The organism is Halomonas sabkhae (genome assembly GCF_030409265.1).
GTDB lineage: Bacteria > Pseudomonadota > Gammaproteobacteria > Pseudomonadales > Halomonadaceae > Halomonas > Halomonas halmophila.
Genome location: NZ_JAUFPM010000017.1, coordinates 133,275 through 149,206, shown reverse-complemented (window position 1 = coordinate 149,206; position 15,932 = coordinate 133,275). Strand labels below are relative to the sequence as shown.

Sequence of the window (15,932 nt, the reverse complement as noted above, 5' to 3'; positions counted from 1 at the left end):
GCGCCATGCGAGATGCATGGCGCAGTAACAGCAAGAATCTATACTGGAGCTTTACTTCTCCAATACGCCCTTTTCGACCAGATTATCCATGGTGTCGAAGAGCTGCTGTTGAGTCTCACGCGACCATTGAGTGACCTCGTCGGACCCCAGCCAAGCAGGCGTCACGCCAATGTTGGTCAGCCACTGCTGGAACTCCTCACTTTCGTAGGCCTCGTGATACGTGTCTTCCAGCGTTTGGATCACATCATCCGGTGTTTTGGCAGGCGCCACCAGAGTGATGAAGCTGCCCATTTGCAGGTCCAGCCCGGTATCGGTCTCGGTGACGGGAGGAACATCCGGGAAGCCTTCGTTCTGCGTGTCGGAGAATTCGACAAGCCCCCGGGCCTGACCCGACTCGATCAGCGGTGCAAGATCCCCCAGGCTGGTGACGACTCCATCGACCTCGCCGTTGAGCAGCGCCTCTTTCTGCGTGGCAGCGCTGTTGTCGTAAGAGACAATCTTGAACTCAGCACCTGTCTGGTCCTGTAGCTGCAGCAGTGTCAGATGGGTCCTCGCTCCCATGTTCTGGATGCCGAAGCGAATGCTCCCGGGGTTCTCCTTGGCGGCCGCAATCAAGTCGTCCAGTGTTTCATAAGGCGCATCGTCAGCGACGGTAATCGCATCGGCTTCCTTGGTGATGCGGGCGATCATTTTCATCCGGTCCATGCTGAAGCCAGGCAGCATCTCCTTCCAGGGAATGGTGATGATGCTGTCATAAGTAATGGCAGCAATTGTCTGCCCATCCGGCCGCGCGTCCATCAATTGCAGCAGACCAGTGGCTGTCATGCCCCCGGCGACATTCTCGACATACATCGAAACGGGAAAGGATTCTTCCGCAATATTGGAGATTTTCCGCACGATGGCGTCGGTACCACCACCGGCAGCCGCGGGAACGATGACACGAACATCCCGATCGGGATAATCCGCCTGAGCAGTGCCAGCAGCCATCGTTGCCGTGCAAGCGATAGCTAAAAGGGTTTTTTGTAATTTCATTGCTTACTCCTTAATGAGTTAATCGTCTTGCCGACAGGCCTGAGCGAGATACTCGCACCACCCTCTCAGTTTTCAGCAAATACCCTCGCAAGCCTCAATTGGCTCTATCGAAAGCCGGCAGACCAGCATTATCAGTATGAGAAGGCTTTAACGTCATACATCATACAAATAACCTAGGACCAAGGGTCATGAAGAGCAATACACCAAAGGTCTCATATAGACCAAAGCAGTAGTGAAGAAAAGAAGGTAGGAAAGGGGGCCGGACAACCCGGCAGAGCAAGTGGCTTGACAGTCACCGAGGGTGGCTCCAGTCAGGAAGCGAACCTGCGACTATCGGCACAGCCCGGTATCATCGAGGACACATCGCGAGTCGCACCCGGGATGCGAGGCATTTTCGATGGCGCCGGGCAGCACCCGACGCCGGCCACTGCGTAGCGAGAGTCTCAATCGTCCAGGTCGATGTCACCCTCGTCTGTTGCCGCCCCAGTGGCAGCGCCTGCACCAGCCCCAATGACAGCCCCCTGAGAGACATCGCCGCCCGTTACGGCAGCCGCTGCACCGCCCACGGCCGCTCCCACACCGGCTCCGCTGAGCGCGCGCTCACCTGTCGATGTGCCGCAAGCAGAAAGTCCTAGGGCCAACAGCCCGGCCAGTAGACCCGTTTTCAGTACACGCATGATGAATCTCCAGTGAGGAATAAACTCTCATGCTAGCAAGCCTGTGCACTGCTGCTCTGTGGCATGGCAGCGACACCCGGTGCAATTTCCAAGAATGTCGCCCTCTTCCCGGGACAACACAGGATCTCTTGCTATGGTGCGAGAGAACACCGCAGGAGGGATCGCAATGATGAAGATTGGAAGACTGATAGCAATCGTCGGACTGCTTGGCGCATTGTCTGGATGCGTGGCATACGGTGGAGACTATAGCGGGCATGGCGGCGGCCATCATCGCTCAAGTTCGTCAGTACCCCAAGGCCATATGCCACCGCCCGGAGAATGTCGGATCTGGTATTCGGATCGGCCTGCTGGCCAGCAACCGCCACCCGGCCCATGCCAAGAGCTTCGCTACCAGGTTCCGCCCGGTGCACGACTGATCTCTGGATAGCAAAGAGGCCGTTCCTGACCACGCGTTCCTCCCTGGATGCAGCATTTACCATCCGTGGCGCACAAGCTGCGGGGCACTGTGGGAGGCAGCACGTCGCAGAGTAACACCGGCAGGTCTGCCCAGGATGTAGGGGACACAATATGCACGTAACAAGAAAAAGACATGCCTGTCCTAGGACACGGAATAGTTCCGCCCGATGACAAGTCAGGAAATGGCGCTCATGAAGCGGGCGGCGCTCGGGAGGCGGAAAGCCGAGGCCCATTCCCGGGCACAATGTGGGCAGGATGGCAGGTACAGAAAGACGGAAAACGTACGAGCTTGTCCTATGGTGGGCCCACCCGGACTTGAACCGAGAACCAAAGGATTATGAGTCCTCTGCTCTAACCAATTGAGCTATGGGCCCTGACAGCGCGACGCATGATACCGAAAGCCGCCGGCCGAGGCCAGCGGCGATTGGCGTGCGCGGCGCGGGCTCAGGTGAGCTGGAGGATGGTGTACGGCGCTTCGCAGGCGTGGCGTTCGTCGCGCTCGTCGACGCTGCCGAGTTCCATGTTGCGGTCGTTGTCGTAGGCGACGAACAGGCGTTCGCGGTCGAGCACGGCGAGGCCTTCGGCCTTGTGTTCGAACTCCAGCGGTGAGCCGTCGGAATGGGTGACCATCTCGGGGGCCTGGCCTTCGCGGAAGTCGTCAAGGCTGACCACCCAGAGGTAGCCGCCGATGTGCTCTTCGCCGTCCACTTCGGTCTCGAAGCTGGTCAGCAGATAGAGCCGGGCGTGGTAGGGATCGTATTCCAGGCTGGAAAGCCCGCATTCGAAGCGCACGCCCTCGTGCTGGTCGGGGTCGAAGGCGTAGTGCTCGCGTACGGCATCGATGAACTCGATGTTGCCGTGGTCGTTGATCTGGTAGTGCGCGCCCACCAGGCGGCTGACGTATTCGAAGTCATCGAAGCTGTTGCCCTGCTCGCGCACGCCGAACAGTAGCAGGCCGTCGCCGCGCTCGCCGGGCACGGCGGCGAGCCCCTCGATCTTGTAGTAGGGATGACCGATGGCTCCGGTCAGCTTGCGGCGCAGCTCCAGGGAGCCTTCCACGCCGTCGCGCGGGTCCGGGTCGACCACCTGCACCTCCTCGGGGCGGCCCAGCGGCCAGATCAGCAGGTGGTTGTAGTCGTTGAGGTCATGGGTCATCTCGTCGATACGGTCGAAGCCGGTGGTCGCCAGCACGTGGCGGAAGTCGGTGGTCAGCGCCATGTCCTCGTACTTCACCGCCTGCTGGAGCATGTCGGTGGACAGGTATTCCAGCGCGCTGTCGTCCGGGCCATCGGCATTGAGCGGCATGGCGAAAACGGCCGAGCGCCCTTCCCCGGGCACCGGCTTGTCGCTGGCCAGGACGATGCGCTCGCCGTCGTAGAGGGCAGCGGAGACTTCGGCGTTGACCAGCTCGCCTTTCTCGTCGCGCAGTCCGGCCGGAAAGCAGTGAATCACGCCTTGCTGTTGAATGCGGGCTTGCGTCATGCGGCCTCCTCATTGGTGGATATCGTCCCTGGATGTGGCGAACAGGCTACTACGCGCGCCCTGACCGCGGCCACCATCAGCGTCGCGCCAGAACTATGAATCAGAATACTTCTCAATTGTTTTACTTTTCTTTATAGTGCCCACGAACCGGGACGCCATGTCCCATCGCATGAGACGTCTGCGCCACAAGAAGCGCACGCCATCACGAGTACGGCAATAGCCTCGTCACATCCCGATAGCCAATATTCCCGAACTATTCAAAAAGGCACGACATGCATTCATTCAAGCGGATCGATTCCTTTCAGTCCCGTTGCGCGACCTCTCGCCCGGCGAGTGCCGCGCTCAAGCGCCATCCGCTGGCCCTCACAGCCGGCCTGGCGGCGATGGTCGGCATCCTGCCCGGCGCCGCCCTGGCCCAGCAGGCCAGCGAGGACGAGACCATGGTGGTGGTCGGCTCGCGCACGCCGTCCGAGATCAGCCAGATTCCCGGGGCGGTCTGGGTGATCGGCCAGCAGGATCTGCGCGATCAGCTGCGCGCCGGGGCGGATCTGAAGACGGCGCTTGGCAAGCTGGTGCCGGGACTCGATCTGGCGCCCCAGGGTCGCACCAACTATGGCCAGAACATGCGCGGCCGCACCGCCCAGGTGCTGATCGACGGGGTCTCGCTGAACAGCTCGCGGGGCATCTCGCGCCAGTTCGATTCCATCGACCCGTTCAACATCGAGCGCGTCGAGGTGCTGTCCGGCGCCAGCAGTCTCTACGGCGGCGGCGCGACCGGTGGTCTGATCAACATCATCACCAAGAAGGGTGAACGCGAGGGCTTTCATCTGGCGACCGAGACCAGCGCGACCTCCGGCTTCAACGAGGACGACGATCTGAGCTATCGCCTGGCGCAGTCGATCAGCGGCGGCACCGAGAAGGTCAAGGGGCGTATCTCGGCGGCCTATGAGGAACAGGGCCGCCACTATGATGCCAGTGGCCAGGAGATCTTCCCGGATATCGCCCAGACCGACCTGCAGGACAATCGCAGCATCGATGTCATGGGCAGCCTGGATATCCAGCTGACCGAACAGCAGAGCCTGCAGATGGCCGCGCAGTTGTACGATTCCGGCTTCGAGGGCGAGCGCGGCGTCCACTTCCCCAACCTGGATGCCGCTTCGCCGGATCTGGGCGACGCCGAGATCCGCGATGGCTACGCCTCGGATCGCAACCCGGCCACCGAGCGCAAGATGCTCAACGCGCAGTATCACCATGGCGACCTGCTCGGCCAGGACTTCTATCTGCAGGCCTTCCATCGCGAGGAAGAAGCCAGCTTCCAGGCATTCCCCTACCCGGCCGACGGCGGCTATGAGTTCCGGGCCTCGAAGCAGAACACTGATCTCTCGGGGCTCAAGGCGCTGTTCGATGCCGATCTGAGCGACAGCGTATCGCTGACCTATGGCGTCGATGTCGATCGCGAGACCTTCGATGCCAGCCAGATGTTCTTCGACAAGGCGGTCTCGGATGCCAGCGGTGGCCTGGTGCAGCAGAACGCCGGAGTCGAGCCGCGCTATCCCGGCTATCAGGTCGACGGGCTTTCGGGCTTTGCCCAGAGCGAATGGCAGGTCAGCGACGGGCTGCAGCTCTCGGCCGGCGTGCGCCAGCAGCACATGGATGTGGAGGTCGAGGACTTCCAGGGCATTCCCGGCGGTGAAAACGACTACGATGCCACCCTGCTCAACGCCGGCGCCCTCTATGACTTCGGCAACGGCCATCAAAACTGGCTGCAGTTCAGCCAGGGCTTCGAGCTGCCCGACCCGGCCAAGTACTACGGCAAGAGCGCCGAGGTCAGTGTGGCGGCCAACCCGCTGTCGGCCATCAAGACCGACCAGGTCGAGCTCGGCTGGCGCTATCGCGGTGCCGACTGGATGACCCAGGCGGCGCTGTATTACGCCTGGTCCGACAAGGCCGTGGAGAACGGCGAGGATCTCAGCGTCAATGTGGTCGATCAGAAGAAGCGCGACTTCGGCTTCGAAGGCTCGGTGAAGCGCTACTTCGACAATGGCCTGGAGCTGGGCACCACCCTGCACATGGTGCGCTCGGAGCAGAAGGACACGAATGGCGACTGGCAGAAGCGCGACGCCCGCTACGCCTCGCTCTCCTCCGCCACGGCCTTCATCGGCTGGAAGGACCCCAACGCCCAGCGCTCGGCGCGCCTGCAGGCCAGCCATGCCTTCGATCTGGAGGATGCCGCGGACCGCGAGATCGACGGCTACACCACGCTTGACCTGTCGCTGAGCCAGGCCCTGCCGGTGGGTGAGGTCAGCCTCGGCGTCTCCAACCTGCTCGACGAGCAGTACTCCACCGTCTGGGGCCAGCGCGCTTCGATGTTCTACTCGCCCTACTATGGCCCGGAGTACCTCTATGATTACCAGGCACGCGGTCGCACCTTCACGCTCGGCTGGTCGATGAGCTACTGAAGGCCTCCTGATGGATGACGGCACTCGAGCCGGCCCGGTGGTAGCATCGGTCCGGCTCGATTTTATTTGATAACAATTCCCATTTTTATTAATATCCGGGTACGCATTCCTCGGATAGTCCGCCATGTCTCTCGCACTGTCATCGCTGTACATCGGGCCCATGGAGCAGCTGACGCCGCCCCGGGTGTCGAACGACCAGGCGCCGGATACCATCGCCGCCACCGAGCTGCTGGAACCGGCCAGGCTCGAGGCACTGATGGCGGATTTCAGCGCCCGTTATCCGGGAGGCGATCGAAGGGCCCTGGTGTCGCTGTGGACCAAGTGGCACTTCGCCGCCGTGACGTCCACCAGCCTGGCGGCCAACCTGCTGCTCGAACGGGACCTGCCCCTGGGGCTGAATGAGCTACGCCTGATCCTGGCACCGGAAGGCCATGTCGCCGGCCTGTGCCTCAAGGATGAAGGCCGCCCGCTGGCCGAACTGGATGGTCCCGGGCGTTTCGCCACCCTGATCGATGACCACCTGACACCGCTCATCGAGGGCCTGGCGGCCTATTCCGGCGCCTCACCCAAGGTGTTCTGGAGCAATGCCGGCAACTATTTCGAGCACTTCACCCAGGCGGTGCCCATGCATCCCATGGCCTCGGCGAGCACCGCCGAGCCGGCGCAGCAGCTGCTGGCATCGCGCAAGCTGGCGGACGGCCGCCGCAACCCGCTCTTCCAACCGGTTCGTTACGTCAATGCCGCCAATGATGACGGCGATGGCGGCGCGCCCAAGCGGGTCCGCCGGCTGTGCTGCATCCGTTATCTGATCGACGAACTGGGCTATTGCGGCAACTGCCCGCTGGAATGCCGGGAAGAGCGCGCCGCAAAGGGAGCGTCAGCACGATGAATGCCAGGGTCAGCCCGGCGCCGACCGGGGAGTCACCGATCCGCGCCCATACGCCGCGGGACCTGCAGGTCTATGGGCAACGCTACGGCATCGACTACTCCTTTCCGGAGCTCCAGGCGCGCTCGCGCCCGGTGATGCGGGGTCGCGTGGAAGAGCTGAACCCCGGGCCCGGCATGCAACTGGTGGCCTCGGATATCGAAGTACTGGAGCGCTACGACTCGCGCTCACGCAGCCGTGCGCCCCTGACCATCATCGTCATGCTCAAGGGCCAGGCCGAGGTCAGCCTGGGTGATCAACACCTGACGTTGCGCGCCGGCATGGCGCTCAGTGTGCAGTTGGAGGCGCGTCAGGGACTGTGTGCCATTCAGCCGGCCGGACAGCGCATTCGTGCCGTGACGCTGGGGCTGGATGAGTCGCGCCTGCGCGAGTTGAACCATGGCTCGGCCCTCGAACAGGGCTCGCGCATGCGTGCCTGGCATTTACCGGCCAGCCTGCAGACCACACTGGAAGATGCCATCACTCACCCCATGTCGGGCCCGGCGCAGCGCCTGCAGCTGGAGGGCCTGAGCCTGCAGCTGCTGGCCCATGGCCTGCCGGGTGCGACGCCTTCAAGGACCGGCTCGATGGCGGCGCCCGGCGAACGCCAGCGCCTGGAGCGCGTGCGCGAGACCCTGCGTCAGGCCCCGGCCGAGGACCATCGCCTGGCGGCCCTCGCCGCGCAGGCCTCGATGAGCCCGGCCAGCCTGCGCCGCAAGTACCGCGCCGCCTTCGGCCAGAGCGTCTTCGACGAGCTGCGCGAGTTCCGCCTGGGCCTGGCGCGGCACTACCTGGAGCAGGGCTTCAGCGTACAGCAGGCCGCACATTTCTGCGGCTACCGTCACGCCAGCAATCTTGCCACGGCATTCCGGCGCTATTTCGGTTTTTCCCCGCGCGACGTCGTCCCGGGTGGCGCTTGCCCTCGCCCCGAAACGGCCCGGGATATCGCGACAGGGCCGTCGAGTTCCCCCGAATCGGCACGCTGAGCATCCCGCATAGCCACTTGAGCAGCCGGCATACACCGAGCAGGACAGAAAAAGCAATAATTCTCATTACTTGAATAGACGAAACTCATTCGTAATGACATTGCCCATGTCCCGCTCGACAGGATGCCTCGCATGACACGACCCACACCCCTGGCACTGGCCATCGCCCTGGCCGGCACCGCCACCAGCCTGAATGCCCTCGCCCAGCAGGCCGAACGGCTCGACGCCGTGACGGTCACCGGCACGGTCGCCACCAAGACCGAAACGCCCTTCAACGAGACGCCCCAGGCCACCTCACAGGTCGACCGTGAGGACTGGGAGCAGAAAGGCGCCGAGACGGTACAGCGCGCCCTGGGCTATACCGCCGGCGTCTACGCCAACCAGGTCGGTGCCTCCAACCGCTACGACTATATCGTGCTGCGCGGTTTCTCCGACGGTAGCCTGAGCAACACCTTCCTCGATGGCCTCAAGCTGATGGGCGACGCCAACTCCTACAGCTCGCTGGTCGTCGATCCGTACTTCCTGGACAGCGTCGAGGTGGTCAAGGGCCCGGCCTCGGTGCTGTATGGCCGCGCCTCGCCCGGTGGCGTGGTGTCGATGACCAGCAAACGCCCGGAATTCGAGCATGGCGGCGAGATCCGCTACAGCGCCGGCAGCAACAATCAGCGCAGCGCGGCCTTCGATCTCACCGGCCCGCTGGACGACGCGCGCCGGGTCGCCTTCCGTCTCACCGGCAAGGCCAACGCCGCGGATACCCAGTTCGGCCCAGTCGAGGAAAAGCGTGTGGCCATCGCCCCACAGCTGACCTGGGATATCACCGATGCCACCAGCCTGACCCTGCACGCCTACCTGCACCAGGACCCGGAAGGCGGCTATCACTCCGGCGTGCCCTATGAGGGCGCCGTGGAGAGCCGCGATGGCCGCAGGATCGACAACAACTTCTTCGATGGCGAGGACGCCTACGACACGTTCGAGCGCACCCAGCGCATGGTCGGCTATGACCTCGAACATCGCTTCAACGACAGCTGGACAGCACGCCAGAAGCTGCTCTATCTCAATACCGATGTGACCATGAACCAGGTCTACGGCTTCGGCTGGGCCAACGATACCGAGCTCAACCGCTACTACTCGGGTGGCGAGGAGTCCATGGAGGCCTGGACGCTGGACAACCAGCTGCAGGCCGAGCTGTCCACGGGCGCGCTCGACCATACCCTGTTGTTGGGTGCCGACTATCAGCACCGCGAAAATGACGTGGTCTGGACCTCCGGCGCCTTCCCGGCCCTGGATGCCTTCGACCCCGAATACGGTGCCGGCCCCAGCGGCGATATCGTCACCACCAATGACGAAACCCATGAGCTGAGCCAGACCGGGGTCTATGTGCAGGACCAGATGTCGCTCGACAACTGGCACCTGTCGCTGGGCGGGCGCTATGACGTGGTCAACATCGAGAACACCCTGCACCACAACGACACCACCAGCGAGCTCGACGATCAGCAGTTCAGCGGCCGCGCCGGGCTGCTCTACGCCTTCGACAATGGCGTATCGCCCTATGTAAGCTACTCCACCTCCTTCACGCCGACCAGCTTCGTCGATAAGCAGGGCGACCTGCTCCCGCCCATGGAAGGCGAACAATGGGAGACCGGCCTCAAGTACCAGCCGCCGGGCACCACGAATCGCTACAGCGTGTCGATGTTCCACATCACCCAGGAAAACGTCGCCACCAAGGAGCAGCCCACCGATCCATATCGTGCCATCGGCGAGATCGAGTCCCAGGGGGTCGAGCTCGAGGCGCAGACCCAGCTCACCGACGAGCTCAGCCTGCAGGCCAGCTACAGTTTCACCGACATTACCTACGCCAAGAGCGATGTGGCCGGTGAACAGGGCAGCCGGGCCATCTACGCACCACGCCACCAGGCGTCGCTGTGGGGCCACTACCGCGTTGCCGATGGCAACCTGGCCGGCCTCGGCGCCGGGCTCGGCGTACGCTACCGCGCCGACATCCAGGCCGACCGCGCCAACACCGAACAGGTCCCGGACTACACCCTGGTCGACGCCGGCCTCAGCTACGACTTCACCAACGCCGGCATGGACGGTGTCATGGCCCGCCTCAACGTCAACAACCTGACCGACAAGGAATACGTCGCCTCCTGCAACTCGCTGCAGTACTGCTACTTCGGCGCCGAACGCAGCGTCAAGGCCACCCTCAGTTACGAGTTCTAGAAAAACAAGAGGGAAGAGAGAAGAGTTAAGAAGGAAGAAGAGCGAAACGGAGGAAAGGTCGAAGCTCGAAGCAAGCAGTATCCTGGCAGAATCAGCGATGATGCCACCAAGGCCCGAGGCGCATTTTGCGCTCCGGGCCTTATCTTCCCTCTTCCTTCTTCCCTCTGTCTTCTTCCCCCCTCTTCCAGCGGCGCAGCCGCACTCTTCCAGCTTCAAGCTTCAAGCTTCCAGCTTCCAGCTCCCAGCTCCCAGCTCCCAGCTCCCAGCTCCCGCCCACATTGACCCCACCCGCGATTCGGGCTAGGATCATGATATCAATTGATAACCATTTTCATTATCATGTGTACCTGTCACGTCAGGCCGGGGTGTCGCCATGAAAGCCGAGCGCTCACAACTCTTCTATCAATGCACCTTCCTGTACGTTTCCTTTCAGGCCATCCATCAGTCCATCGCCGGCAAGCATGACGACACCCAGCCGTGCTGGATGGACACCAGCCTGCTCGACATGCTCTCCGGCGAACTGCACCACGCCCGCCGGCATGCCGCCCATGTGCCGACCACCACCCAGCCGTTGGATATCGCCATCTACCACTGCAACATGCTGCTGGCCAACTGCCCCGGCGCCATGAACAGCCAGTTCTGCCGCGATCATCTCGACGCCATCATGCAGGCCCTCAAGGCCACCACCGAGGCACTCTCCGCGCCAGCGGCCATGGCCTCCCCGTCCGGCTGGTCGAGCATCGCCCGCTGGCTGATACCCTGGCGGCAGCGCTGAACCCGACCGATGCCAAGGCCCAACGCCGCATCCTGCGCCTGCTGCGGGACACGGCCGCACGGATAGTGCCTCAGGCGAGTGTCGTGGCTGCCTCGCCACTCAACTCGCCGGTCTGTACCCGCCACTGGGTGGCATAGCGCCCGTCCTTCGCCAGCAGCTCATCGTGACGACCGCGCTCGACGACGCGGCCGGCCTCGACGACCGCGATCTGGTCGGCATGCACGATGGTCGAAAGCCGGTGGGCGATCATGATCACCGTGCGGCCGTGACCGATACGCGACAACGAACGCTGGATGGCCGCCTCGGTCTCGTTGTCCACGGCGCTGGTGGCCTCATCCAGCACCAGGATCGGCGGATCCTTGAGCAAGGCTCGGGCCAGCGACAACCGCTGGCGTTGACCGCCGGAAAGCCGCACGCCCCGCTCGCCGACCGGCGTGTCGAGCCCTTGCGGCAATGCCTGGATGAAGCCCCAGGCCTCGGCGGTACGCGCCGCCTCGATCACCTCGTCCTCGTCGGCCTCGGGGCGGCCATAGGCGATGTTGTCACGCACCGTGCCCTCGAAGAGATAGACATCCTGGCTGACCAGGCCGATGGCCTCGCGCAACGAGGAAAGTGTGAGCGTTTCGGTCGGCTGGCCGTCGATCAATACCCGCCCCTCTGCCGGATCCTGGAAGCGCAGCAGCAGCTTGATCAGTGTCGACTTGCCCGACCCGGTGGCACCCACCAGGGCCAGGGTATGACCGGACGGCACCTCGAGGTCGATATCCTCGACACCAGCTGCAGACTCGGCGTAACGAAACCCCACGCCTTCGAAGCGCACCGCGCCATGCACCGGACGCGCCAGTTCGCTACCACCGGCGTCATGCACCTGGATCGGCGTGGCCAGTAGATCGAGGATACGTAGGGTACTGGCCATGGCCCGCTCGAACAGGTCGATCACCTGGGCCAGACCGGTCAGCGGCCACAGCAGGCGCTGGGTCAAAAACACCAGCACACCATAGGCACCGACATTGAGATCGCCGCGCAGGGCCATCATGCCACCCACCGTGAAGGTCGCCAGGAAGCCGGTTAGAATCGCCATGCGGATCACCGGGATAAAGGCGGAGCTGATGCGAATCGCCCGGCGATTGGCCTCCACATAGGCCTCGCTGGCCTGGCGCAGACGCTCGGCCTCGCGCGCCTCGGCGGTGAAGCTCTTGATCGTCGCGATGCCCGCCAGGTTGTTGGACAGCCGGCTGGCCAGTTCGCCGACGCGCTCACGGACTTCCGCGTACAGCGGCCCGGCCTTGCGCTGGAAGAAGAAGGCTCCCCAGATGATCAGCGGAATGGGGGTAAAGGCGAGCAGCGCGATCAACGGTGAGAGCACGAAGAACACCGCCCCTACCGCCACCACCGTGACCCCGACCTGAATCATGGAATTGGCGCCGCCATCGAGGAAACGCTCGAGCTGGTTGACGTCGTCGTTCATGATCGCCACCAGGCGCCCCGAGCTCTGCGACTCGAAGAAGCTCATGTCGAGACGCTGCACGTGTTCATAGGCATCCTGGCGCAGTTCGGCCTGCAACCGCTGGGCCAGGTTGCGCCACAGGATCTGGTAGAGATACTCGAACACCGACTCGCCGACCCAGATCAGGAAGGTCAGCACCCCGAGCACCAGTATCTGCTCGCGGGCCGTGGTGAACCCCAGCCCGGCGACGAAGCTGTCCTCCTGATTGACTACCACATCGATGGCCACCCCGATGAGGATCTCCGGGGCAATATCGAACAACTTGTTGATCACCGAGCAGATCGTGGCGACGATGATGTGCCGCCGATGCCCTCGGGCGTAACGCAACAGGCGTCCCAGAGCCTGAAAACTGCTCCTGCTCGACATGCGTGGTTCTCCATGACAACGCAATGATGCTTGACCCGATGGCCCACGGAGCCACCGAGCGAGATAGGGGGCTACCATACCCCGTCGACGGATGGCTGTCCCGTGGCGGCAAGCGGCGTTCCGCCCCCTGCAACGGACACTTCAGCGCGTCTTCCCGTCACCCACGGCGCCACCCAAGTCCCCACATGAAATAGGCTCCACCAAGCAACGAGGCAATGACGCCGGCGGGAATCTCATCAGGAAACAACAGCTGCCGACCCAGCCAATCGGCGAGCACCATCAACAAGGCACCGACCAGGGCCGACCCGGCGAGATGCCACCCTGCACGGGAAAAGCCCATCAGGCGCGCCATATGAGGACCCAGCAACCCGATGAAGGACAGTGGCCCGACCACCAGGGTGGCGCTGGCCGTCATCAGGGCCACAAGCAGAAGCAGCGTCAGGCGGGCGCGGCTCAACTGGATGCCCAGCGCCCGGGACATGGGACTGCCCAGGGGCAGGATGTCCAGCCAACGGGCGAAGGGCCATGCCGCGGCCCCGAGCCCACCGGCAAGCAGGGCCACGACAAGGGCGCTCGTCGCACTGGAATGATAGGTCGACCCGGCCATCCAGGCGATGACCTCCTGTCCCCGAGGATCGCCGTTCACCAGCAGCACGCTCCGCACTGCATCGAAAAGCGCGCCAATGGCCACCCCGGTGAGCAAGAGCCGCGATGGCGCGAAGCCACTCCGGCGATTCATCACGACCAGCAGCCCCAGGGTGATCAGCGCACCCAGCGTACCGAGACCGATCAACAACGGTTGCGTCGGCGACGGCAACAGGAAGATCCCCAGCACCAGAAAGATGGCACTGCCACCACTGATGCCGAGCACTTCGGGGCTGGCCATGGGATTGGCGGACAACCTCTGCAGCACGGCACCGGCAACCGCCAGCATCACCCCGCTGGCCGCCGCGGACAGCATCCTCGGCCAGCGCCACTCCGCCAGAGTCCAGGCATCCCCCGACAGCCAGTCCCACCCTTGCTCGTCCTGACCCAGCCAGACCGCCATCACGACGGCCACCGCCAGGATGATCGCCAGGCGAATAGCGAGCCGCCCCGGCATCGAATGACGTGCGCCCAGCGACGGCGTTGCCTGGCCGGGCCGCCCCTGCTCGAGATGCAGGCGCGGTATCAGCCAGAGCAACAGTGGCGCGCCCAATAGCCCGGTGATCGCCCCAGTAGGCAACATGACGGCGATCAGTTCCCCGCCCATCTGCTGCAACAGGAGATCCGTCACCGCCAGCATCAGGCCACCGAGCGGAACGCCCCAGCACAGGCGCTGTTTCAGGGAGCGTCCGCCCGCCATGCGGACGATGTTCGGCGCGGCCAGGCCGATGAAGCCGATCACACCGACCACGCTGACGATGCTGGCGGTCAATGCCACCGAGATGCCCAGACCCGCCAGACGTAGAGTCCGCAGCGAGACGCCGAGACTCCGGGCGCTGGCATCATCCAGTTCCAGAATCGCCAGGGGGCGCAGCAGCCAGCAGGCGGCGATGGCCCCAACCAGCAGCCTCGGCCAGAGAAAGGCCAGGTCGTCCCAGCCGTTCTGCACCAGGGAACCGGCGCCCCATATCAACAGGCCGACCAGCGACTCGTGGTGGAACAGCAATAACGCCGTCGCCACCGCGCCGAGGTAGAAGTTGACCACCAGGCCCGACAGTACCACTACCACCGGTGCCAGCCCCTGACGCCAGGCCATCAGGAACACCAGCCCGACGGCCAGCCCACCGCCGGTCAGTGCGACCCACTCGCGGCCCAGTACCAGCAGCCCCGGCGCCAGCAGTCGCGCGGCCATCAATGCCAGGCTGGCACCGGCAGCAACACCCAGTGTGGTCGGTGAGGCCAGTGGGTTACGCAGCACCTGCTGCATCAACACCCCGGCCAGCGCCAGTCCGCCTCCTGCCAGCAAGGCCATGAGCAGCCGCGGCCACCAGGCGTAATGCAACAGCAACTGCCCGGTGTCCTGAGGGGAAGGCGAGAACAGGGCACCGAGATCGCCGATGAACCCCGCGCCTCCCCCGAGGTGCCAGAGCGACAGGGTCAGGCAACCCGCTCCCAGCAACAGGCAGACTCGAGCGGGCGACACGCTCGTTAGAGAGCCATCAACCATCGCCAGCGCCCGCCAGGGCCTCGACCAGGGCCTCGGCGAACCGGTTCGCCGAGGGCAGGGTGCCGGCGATCCAGAACGATGAGGACAACACGATCGTGTCACCGCGTCGTACGCTGGGTAGGAGTCGCCACATGCCGCTGCTCGACAGGCGGCGTTCGATGCCGACCGGCAAGGCACCTTCGATGATCACCAGACGTGCCTCCATCGTCAGCAGCTCATCCAGCCCCACCAGGGTGTACCCCCATTGGTTGGTCGAGCCCTGCCAGGCATTCTTCAGTCCCAGTCGCTCCAGCACGGCCTGGAACAGGCTGTGTTCGCCATAGACCCGCAGGTGACGCTCGTCCTGCAGTTGTACGACCAGCAGCGGCGGCGCCTGACCATTCAGGCGTGACGCCAGCTCGTCGAAATGCTCCGCTGTCTCGCGTATCAATCGCCGGGCCTCGGGCGCCTTGCCCACCAGCTCCCCGGCCTCCTCGGTGAAGGCGCGCATGCGTGGCCAGAAATCGCCCTCGCTTCCCGCATAGGGATAGTGGTCGAGCCGTGCCGTCTTGCCGAGCCGGCTCATGAGCGCCTCGCGATGTCGATGCCGCGGAGGCAGCAGGATGCGTCGCGGCGACATCCGGTCCAGCAACTCGAGGTTGGGTAGCGTCTGCACGCCGACATCGATGATCTCGGATGACGCGTAGGTGTCTCCCGTCCAGTCATGGAAGGCGTGGACGCTCCCCATGGCGACAGGCGCCACGTCCAGCGCCAGCAGCGTCTCGGCAATACCCCAGTCGAAGGTTGCCACGGGCCGCGAAGTCTCGGTCCACCCCGCGGCGGACACCACCATCAGGAGCAGGCCGAACCATGCCGAGCGGTGCCTTGCGCCGTACCACTTGCCACGCAAATGCAT

Annotated in this window: 12 protein-coding genes and 1 tRNA gene; 6 read left to right on the top strand and 7 right to left on the bottom strand. The window is 63.9% G+C overall.

Going from position 1 to position 15,932, the window contains the following annotated elements; all coding sequences use genetic code 11:
- Positions 1-51: 51 nt before the first annotated feature.
- Together QWY79_RS11475 and QWY79_RS11470 are read right to left on the bottom strand one after the other, a co-directional pair.
- The gene (locus QWY79_RS11475) at positions 52-1,032 is read right to left on the bottom strand and encodes a Bug family tripartite tricarboxylate transporter substrate binding protein (RefSeq protein ID WP_290272826.1); all 981 of its coding nucleotides are present in this window, start codon (positions 1,030-1,032) and stop codon (positions 52-54) included.
- Between the two features lie 443 nt (positions 1,033-1,475).
- Positions 1,476-1,709, bottom strand: a complete 234-nt coding sequence (locus QWY79_RS11470) for a YMGG-like glycine zipper-containing protein (protein ID WP_290272824.1) — start codon at positions 1,707-1,709, stop codon at positions 1,476-1,478.
- Positions 1,710-1,963: 254 nt separating this feature from the next.
- On the opposite strand from QWY79_RS11470, the gene QWY79_RS11465 reads away from it, so the two are divergent.
- The gene (locus QWY79_RS11465) at positions 1,964-2,125 is read left to right on the top strand and encodes a hypothetical protein (protein WP_290272822.1); all 162 of its coding nucleotides are present in this window, start codon (positions 1,964-1,966) and stop codon (positions 2,123-2,125) included.
- A 337-nt stretch (positions 2,126-2,462) separates the two neighbouring features.
- Here QWY79_RS11465 and QWY79_RS11460 read toward each other — a convergent pair.
- Both QWY79_RS11460 and QWY79_RS11455 read right to left on the bottom strand, forming a co-directional pair.
- Positions 2,463-2,539, bottom strand: a tRNA-Ile gene (locus tag QWY79_RS11460).
- Between the two features lie 70 nt (positions 2,540-2,609).
- On the bottom strand, positions 2,610-3,647 hold the full coding sequence (locus QWY79_RS11455) for a hypothetical protein (RefSeq protein ID WP_290272820.1): 1,038 nt from the start codon (positions 3,645-3,647) through the stop codon (positions 2,610-2,612).
- A gap of 383 nt (positions 3,648-4,030) precedes the next feature.
- Here QWY79_RS11455 and QWY79_RS11450 point away from each other — a divergent pair, with 383 nt between their 5' ends.
- From QWY79_RS11450 to QWY79_RS11430, 5 genes are all read left to right on the top strand, one after another.
- On the top strand, positions 4,031-6,106 hold the full coding sequence (locus QWY79_RS11450) for a TonB-dependent receptor (protein ID WP_290273440.1): 2,076 nt from the start codon (positions 4,031-4,033) through the stop codon (positions 6,104-6,106).
- Positions 6,107-6,230: 124 nt separating this feature from the next.
- A complete protein-coding gene (gene fhuF / locus QWY79_RS11445; RefSeq protein ID WP_290272818.1) occupies positions 6,231-6,995 on the top strand; it encodes a siderophore-iron reductase FhuF in 765 nt (254 codons plus the stop codon).
- Positions 6,992-8,017, top strand: coding sequence for a helix-turn-helix transcriptional regulator (locus QWY79_RS11440; protein ID WP_290272816.1), 1,026 nt, complete (start codon positions 6,992-6,994; stop codon positions 8,015-8,017). Before fhuF ends, QWY79_RS11440 begins: the two co-directional genes overlap by 4 nt.
- Positions 8,018-8,149: 132 nt before the next feature.
- On the top strand, positions 8,150-10,237 hold the full coding sequence (locus tag QWY79_RS11435; protein ID WP_290272814.1) for a TonB-dependent siderophore receptor: 2,088 nt from the start codon (positions 8,150-8,152) through the stop codon (positions 10,235-10,237).
- Positions 10,238-10,610: 373 nt separating this feature from the next.
- Positions 10,611-11,012 carry a hypothetical protein gene (locus QWY79_RS11430; RefSeq protein ID WP_290272811.1) on the top strand — a complete coding sequence of 134 codons (402 nt, stop codon included), beginning with the start codon at positions 10,611-10,613 and terminating at the stop codon, positions 11,010-11,012.
- A gap of 70 nt (positions 11,013-11,082) precedes the next feature.
- Here the strand turns inward: QWY79_RS11430 and QWY79_RS11425 are convergent, their stop codons facing one another.
- The 3 genes from QWY79_RS11425 to QWY79_RS11415 form a co-directional block, all read right to left on the bottom strand.
- Complete coding sequence (locus QWY79_RS11425; protein WP_290272809.1) at positions 11,083-12,885, bottom strand: ABC transporter ATP-binding protein; 1,803 nt, start codon at positions 12,883-12,885, stop codon at positions 11,083-11,085.
- 157 nt (positions 12,886-13,042) lie between these two features.
- Positions 13,043-15,037 carry a Fe(3+)-hydroxamate ABC transporter permease FhuB gene (gene fhuB / locus QWY79_RS11420; protein ID WP_435389787.1) on the bottom strand — a complete coding sequence of 665 codons (1,995 nt, stop codon included), beginning with the start codon at positions 15,035-15,037 and terminating at the stop codon, positions 13,043-13,045.
- Complete coding sequence (locus QWY79_RS11415; RefSeq protein WP_290272805.1) at positions 15,030-15,932, bottom strand: ABC transporter substrate-binding protein; 903 nt, start codon at positions 15,930-15,932, stop codon at positions 15,030-15,032. Before QWY79_RS11415 ends, fhuB begins: the two co-directional genes overlap by 8 nt.

Coding starts and splice junctions, on each gene's coding strand:
- QWY79_RS11475 (WP_290272826.1), bottom strand. CDS start 1,032: ATGAAATTACAAAAAACCCTTTTAGCTATCGCTTGCACGGCAACGATG.
- QWY79_RS11415 (WP_290272805.1), bottom strand. CDS start 15,932: ATGCATTTGCGTGGCAAGTGGTACGGCGCAAGGCACCGCTCGGCATGG.
- QWY79_RS11465 (WP_290272822.1), top strand. CDS start 1,964: ATGGCGGCGGCCATCATCGCTCAAGTTCGTCAGTACCCCAAGGCCATA.
- fhuB (WP_435389787.1), bottom strand. CDS start 15,037: ATGGTTGATGGCTCTCTAACGAGCGTGTCGCCCGCTCGAGTCTGCCTG.
- QWY79_RS11470 (WP_290272824.1), bottom strand. CDS start 1,709: ATGCGTGTACTGAAAACGGGTCTACTGGCCGGGCTGTTGGCCCTAGGA.
- QWY79_RS11450 (WP_290273440.1), top strand. CDS start 4,031: ATGGTCGGCATCCTGCCCGGCGCCGCCCTGGCCCAGCAGGCCAGCGAG.
- QWY79_RS11425 (WP_290272809.1), bottom strand. CDS start 12,885: ATGTCGAGCAGGAGCAGTTTTCAGGCTCTGGGACGCCTGTTGCGTTAC.
- QWY79_RS11440 (WP_290272816.1), top strand. CDS start 6,992: ATGAATGCCAGGGTCAGCCCGGCGCCGACCGGGGAGTCACCGATCCGC.
- fhuF (WP_290272818.1), top strand. CDS start 6,231: ATGTCTCTCGCACTGTCATCGCTGTACATCGGGCCCATGGAGCAGCTG.
- QWY79_RS11435 (WP_290272814.1), top strand. CDS start 8,150: ATGACACGACCCACACCCCTGGCACTGGCCATCGCCCTGGCCGGCACC.
- QWY79_RS11430 (WP_290272811.1), top strand. CDS start 10,611: ATGAAAGCCGAGCGCTCACAACTCTTCTATCAATGCACCTTCCTGTAC.
- QWY79_RS11455 (WP_290272820.1), bottom strand. CDS start 3,647: ATGACGCAAGCCCGCATTCAACAGCAAGGCGTGATTCACTGCTTTCCG.